The organism is Bacteroides timonensis, assembly GCF_000513195.1.
In the GTDB taxonomy this organism is placed as follows: Bacteria; Bacteroidota; Bacteroidia; order Bacteroidales; family Bacteroidaceae; genus Bacteroides; species Bacteroides timonensis.
The window spans coordinates 1-6358 of sequence record NZ_CBVI010000151.1; the positions used below are offsets into that span (position 1 = coordinate 1).

At 39.1% G+C, this 6358-nt stretch carries 4 protein-coding genes and 1 pseudogene; 4 read left to right on the forward strand and 1 reads right to left on the reverse strand.

What is annotated here, in order from left to right:
• Window positions 1–900: pseudogene (locus BN161_RS25755) on the forward strand (hypothetical protein); the annotation flags it as partial.
• 75 nt (window positions 901–975) lie between these two features.
• Here BN161_RS25755 and BN161_RS25760 read toward each other — a convergent pair.
• A complete protein-coding gene (locus BN161_RS25760; protein ID WP_044271757.1) occupies window positions 976–1461 on the reverse strand; it encodes a hypothetical protein in 486 nt (161 codons plus the stop codon).
• Between the two features lie 749 nt (window positions 1462–2210).
• On the opposite strand from BN161_RS25760, the gene BN161_RS25770 reads away from it, so the two are divergent.
• The 3 genes from BN161_RS25770 to BN161_RS25780 all read left to right on the forward strand — a co-directional run.
• Window positions 2211–3557 carry an ATP-binding protein gene (locus tag BN161_RS25770; RefSeq protein WP_044271761.1) on the forward strand — a complete coding sequence of 449 codons (1347 nt, stop codon included), beginning with the start codon at window positions 2211–2213 and terminating at the stop codon, window positions 3555–3557.
• Between the two features lie 306 nt (window positions 3558–3863).
• Window positions 3864–4799, forward strand: a complete 936-nt coding sequence (locus BN161_RS25775; protein ID WP_044271763.1) for a hypothetical protein — start codon at window positions 3864–3866, stop codon at window positions 4797–4799.
• A 233-nt stretch (window positions 4800–5032) separates the two neighbouring features.
• Window positions 5033–6358, forward strand: a 1326-nt coding sequence (locus tag BN161_RS25780) for an ATP-binding protein (RefSeq protein ID WP_044271765.1), incomplete at its 3' end; no start/stop codon positions are given.

Here is a 6358-nt window from a genome sequence, read left to right on the forward strand (position 1 = left end):
CCAGTCAATCACTACTCCGTAACAGGAACCCTGAAAGCCAGCTTCCTGACGAAGTTCGGTCCGGATGCCGACAACCGTGGAACGCGTATATCCGGTGAACCGGGAAATCTTTATATGGACATTTACAATGCCTGGCCCAATACCCAACGCACAGCTTACACCGGGCGTGCTCCCGAAGATCACGGAACGCAGCGCAACCTGAAGTACATGGTAGAGGGAGATGGTAAACTACTTGCCGAAGGCCGTTTCGGTGCCTGGATTCTGGGCGAAGGAAAGGTGGATGTTGATATTACGGGTATCCGGAAACTAACTCTGTCCTCCGCTACTCAACATGCCAACCGTTCTAAAACTCTATTCTGGGCAGAAGCCATTCTGGAAACGAAAGACGGTAAACAAATTCGCCTTGCCGATCTTCCGATTGTCAGGAACAACGTGCAGGATAATCCTTTTGGGAATACCAGAGACTATGCCGATGGCCGCATCAATATCAGTGGAGAAAACTACAGTTGGGGGCTTCCTGCCGAACCTGTGAATGCAGGTTTTGAAACTCCTGCTCAATATACCTTTGATTTGGATGGGCTTCAGGCCGTCCGTCTGAAAACAGTTATCGGTGGAGATTATCCTCTGGGTGATGAGGCTGAAAGGCGCATTACTTTCGGGGTGCGCATAGACGCTGCTCAGGTTCGTTACCTGACTGTCATAGAGCCTTTTGAAAAAGAGAATAGTGTACAGTCTGTATTTGCTCCTTCGGCAGATAGACTGATTGTAACACTGAAGGATGGCAGGGAACAACGGTTCTATTTTTCAGGAATGGAAGAGGAGGGAGGTGTACCTGCCGTAAAGATGGAAGAATGGAAAGAAGGTGTGCTGTTGCGTGAAGAACGTACAGTATGTGATTAAAAAAAGAATACGGAGTTCATCACGAGCTCCGTATTCACAAGATGAAAAGGATTGTAAAAACGGGGTATATATTGGTTAGATGAGAGATTTGTTCTTTTTCGTGATAAACAAGTGACAGAGAAAATGCCAGACTCCTCCTTTCTCAAGCATCATGTTCTCATAATCTTTCATTATTTTCTTATATAACGCGAGAATTTCATTGGTATAATTCATCATCTTTTCAAAATTCTCTTCCAACTCAGCTTCCCGTTGGGTATGATGATAATTGATTTCTAATAAATCGTCGTTGATTTTTTCTAAGCGTGCTTTCTCTTGATAAAGCCAACTCAAATGATCTTTTCGCACTCTCTCCATAATGGCATCGTCAGGACAAGACTTTAGTGAGTTAAATTCAAGAGCCTTATCAAGCTCGTCAGTATCTACTAACGGATTCTCGTCTTCGTAAGGTTCTGTGCCTATAGAAGAGCATGTCAGATAACGTAACCTAATCCATTCCCGGATTTGCTCCTTCGGTATGCCGTATTTCTCAGCTACTGACTTTGTAGATAACCAATTAGCCATATAGTGTTTGATTATAAGTTTAAAATCAATCCCTATACGGCTATAATGGCTTTATTATAAAGGTACGGGACATTACTCTATCCCTAAGGTCAGGTATGTAGCGCACCCTTAACGCAGGAAGAGTAAGCCCGTACCAATAACTGATACAGGCTACGCTCATCCGGTCGTTAGATACAAATCGCTACATTTTAACCTAACCGAAGGAGGACATGATATATGTTAAAATATCATCATGTCAAATAGTTCAGTTGCAAAGATACGTCTTTTTTCACATTTAACAACGAAATCATGGATTTGTTTCTCCATTTTGCGTAACTTTTCTGTTTAGTAGCACTTAAAAAAATAACTTGGTACATAAGCAAGTGCAGCGAGTAAGCGCATAAATGGTAATTTAATGAAGAATGATGAATGAAGAATTTGGCTGCGCTATGCAAGCATGCCGCAAGGTAATTCTTCATTCTTCATTCTTAGTTCTTCATTTCGATAAATTATCATTTATGCACCAACTTATTTTTTAAGCATTACTTTGTCTTTTGAGTTTTGCTTTGATTTAAGTCTTGAATAGGCTTGTTTTGCAATAGCCATTTCGCTCTGCCTGATGGCAAAAAGTGACAGGTGTTTTTTTGTCTTCTTGGAAAAGTGGCATAAAAAGTGTCTCTTTGCCTTGGATAAGTGGCGTAATTATGGTAGTTTTGTCTTGGAAAAACGGAAATAGGTGTTTTCGTCGTTTAAGGTAAACTGTAGAAGCCATGCTGAAAAGAAAGATTGACCATTACATTAAGCGTTATTATGAGACCACTCGTAATGCTTTGCTTGTTACCGGTGCGCGCCAAATCGGTAAAACTTATTCTATCCGGGAATTTGGAAAGTCGTTCAAGAGTTTTGTCGAGATAAACTTCATAGATAATCCTGAAGCCGTAGAAGTCTTTAGAGGTGCAAAGGGGAGTGCGGATATACTGTTTCGTTTGTCGGCTATGACTACAATTCCACTGATTAAAGGTGAAACACTCATATTTTTCGATGAGGTACAGAAGTGTCCTGAGATGGTTACAGCCATCAAATTCTTAGTAGATGAGGGTTCGTATCGTTATATTTTGAGTGGGTCACTGCTTGGCGTAGAGCTGAAGGATTTGCGTTCGGAACCTGTGGGATATATGGGAATCAAAGATATGTATCCCCTCGATTTCGAGGAGTTTATTTCGTGTGTGGGCATTAATGATAAGATAATCGACTCTCTGCGTAATGCTTGGGAAAGTCGCGTGGCGGTGGATGAATTTGTCCACTCTAAAATCATGGAATTGTTCCGCTTGTATCTGGTTGTGGGCGGTATGCCTGCTGCCGTGAGCAAATATATTGAGAGTAATAATTTGCAAGCAGTAATGGCTGTGCAGCAGGATATCATTCGTTTGTATAAGCGTGACATTGCTCAATATGATCCTGATAACAAACTTTATATAGAAGAGATTTTTAATCTCATTCCGCCTGAACTCGATGCCAAGAATAAACGGTTTATCTTGAAGAAACTCAACGAGAATGCCAAGTTTGAACGTTATCAGAACAGTTTTCTTTGGTTGAAAAATGCGGGGGTTGCATTATCTGTTTATAATGTGGAAGAACCTAAGATACCCTTATTGCTTGCTCGCTCACGCAATCTGTTCAAACTTTTTCAGAACGATATAGGCTTGCTCGCCGCTCAATATGCCGAAGGCATTCAATTACGAATTATCAGGGGTGAGAAGAATATTAATTTTGGTTCCGTATACGAGAATGCGGTTGCTCAAGAATTGGTGGCGCATGGCATAGAACCCTATTATTATAACAATAAGAAGCGAGGCGAATTAGACTTTGTCATCGAACTTGACGGTAAAGTATTACCCATCGAGGTGAAGTCGGGAAAAGATTATGAGGTGCATCGTGCTCTGTCTAATATCATGGATTGTAAAGAGTATGATCTTTCTGAGGCTGTAGTCTTCTGTAATGATAATCTACGAGTGGAGGGCAAATTAGTGTATGCTCCCATTTACATGGTGATGTTCCTTGAAAAGAGTAATGTGGCGCCAACTTATTACAAGGTCGATTTGTCGATGTTACAGTAATCCTCCAGCGTCACTACGCCGTTGTAGTGTTTCTGTTTTCGCCTATTGTCTCTGCTTCTTCCGAATTCCATGGAGGGATAAATGCGCATCATCTTTGGAATGTATCAACTATATTCCTTGAAAGTTTGAAGTATACTTAAAACTTTTAGCGTATGGAATTTCCTAAGACACTGATTAAAAGAAATGGCTATATGGAAAGAATGAAGCCATTCATGAGGAAAAATATTGCCAAAGTCCATAAGGACTCAGCAAGGTCATAAAAGAAGGACTAATATTTAATGAATACATATATAGCATTATGAATATATGAAAGATGAAGCAATAAAACATATAATTAGCAGGTGTAATCTAAATGAAATAGTTGATATACTGTCCGATAAATTGAGTGGTTCAGAGTTAAACTCTTTGCTATTAGAGGTGTTTGACAGGCGTACCACAAAAGAAACACCATCTTCCTTATTGAGTAAATACAGTAAAAACAAATTGGCTAAACCTGCACAATTAGATTTTCTGGAATTTAAAGAGGAAGAATTGGAATGCTGTAAAATAATTGCGAATAACAACTATGAATTAATTGAGTTATCCCCTGTTGCTCAATTAGGTACAAGTAGTGTAATGGCAACAGTAAATCAAAAAAAAGTTCTTACAGCACTAAGAAACACGGAAGTTCAGTCCGACCCAACAAATGCAATAGCTTTGCATTATGCTTCATTAAAGAAAAGTAATGAACTGTCTGAGAAAACATATAATTTTGGTAATGTATCAAGAGTTATAAGAACTCAGGTTTTCTCAAACCCAAATTTTACGCCTCATTTTCCTCTTTTGTGCCTAATCTCGTGCGGTATGGATACGGGTAGTTTTGAATTTGAAAGAACTGAATTACATAAACATTTAGCCATAACACAGAAGGTCTGCAAAGAAGTCTTTGGATTTGAAAATATATTCTTTGAAATTATACCCTGCAAAGGATATGATGAAAAAAGTCAATTGGTATCAGATGCCTTTTTTTATACTAAAAATAGCGGTTTGGATATTCGTATTGCCAAATCAGATTCACATAATAATTATTACTACGGCATTAGAATTAAAGCTAAGATTATTATTGATGGGGTAGAACATGAAATAGGTGATGGAGGATTACTTAACTGGACTCAAAACTTATTGGCAAATAAAAAAGAACGTATGCTTACAATGGGGATAGGGATACAATTATTGCACTTATTTAAGAAACAAAAATGTTGAAATCTAAAGTCATATACGAAAGCGAAATAAACGAACATGTTAAGGTTATATACACCTATAAAGATACTTATCAATAATTATTAGGGGTGTAGTTGCAAATTTGATAAGTCTTGCTTTGGTTTTAGTACAGGAAAATAAGATTTTTGCTTTGGTTTTAGTCTGAAAAATGCATCTTTTTGCTTTGGTTTTAGTATTTATATCTTATCTTTGTGCTGATTATTAATAATTTATATATGTTTCAGAGATTAGCACTTAAAGCCCTTCGTCAATGGGCAGAAAAAGAAGGACGTAAGCCTCTGGTGCTTAGAGGGGCAAGACAAGTGGGAAAGACTACATTGGTCAAGATATTTGCAGAAGAGTTTGATGTATTCATCTATTTGAATCTGGAAGAGAAGGTAAATGCCGACCTGTTTACTATGGACGTTTCCTTTGAAGATTTACTGGCGGGTATTTATGCTAAAGCTGGTATTAAGATGGAGAATCAACGGACCCTGATTTTCATAGATGAAATACAAAATGTTCCGGATGCCGTAAAGGTTCTTCGTTACTTTTATGAGAAACGTCCTGATCTCTATGTGATAGCTGCCGGATCATTGTTGGAAAGTCTCGTAGGTAACCATATTTCTTTTCCGGTAGGTCGTGTAGAATATATGGCGTTACATCCATGTACGTTTACTGAATTTCTGGGAGCATTGGGAGAGAATATTCTGGTGGAGCAAATAGAACAGTTGGAAGTGCCGCAGTCAGTACATAGTTATGTGATGGATTTATTTAAAAAGTATATGATTGTGGGAGGGCTTCCTGAAGCTGTGGCGAATTATGCCAAACGGAAAGACTGGGTGAGTTTGAATGAGATATTTAATTCTTTATTGTCCGGCTACAAAGATGACATCGAAAAGTATGCACAACGTCCTAAAGAGCAAGATATCCTTCGCTATATTCTGAATTACGGCTGGGGATTGGCCGGGCAACGCTTCCAGTTCTCCAAATTCTGTAGTTCTTCCTATAAGTCGGCAGAAATGGGTAATGCGTTCAGAACTTTGGAGAAAACTCTTTTGTTGGAACTGGTCTATCCATTGATTTCCACTTCATTTCCTATTCTTCCGGATTTGAAAAGAAGTCCAAAATTGTTGTGGTTGGACACTGGATTGGTTAATTATGTAGCTGGAATGCAGGAGAGTTTGTTGTTCACTTCTGATACAGATGAATTATGGAATGGGCATATTGCTGAACAGGTAGTAGGACAGGAATTGTTGGGGGCTTCTTTTGCCTTTGGAGGCAAACGCATGTTTTGGGTTCGCGATGCCCGTAATTCACAAGCGGAGGTGGACTTTGTATATAAATATAAATCACATTTGATACCTGTTGAGGTGAAGACGGGGGATAATTCTAAGCTGCGTTCTTTGCATCAGTATATGGATGAGTCCCAAGAGGACATTGCTTTGCGTCTATGGAACGGACCCTTGACTTCCGATTTGATACGTTTGCCTTCCGGCAAACAATACACATTATATAATATGCCATTTTACTATGCCGGACAACTGGAAACCTTTGCTGAA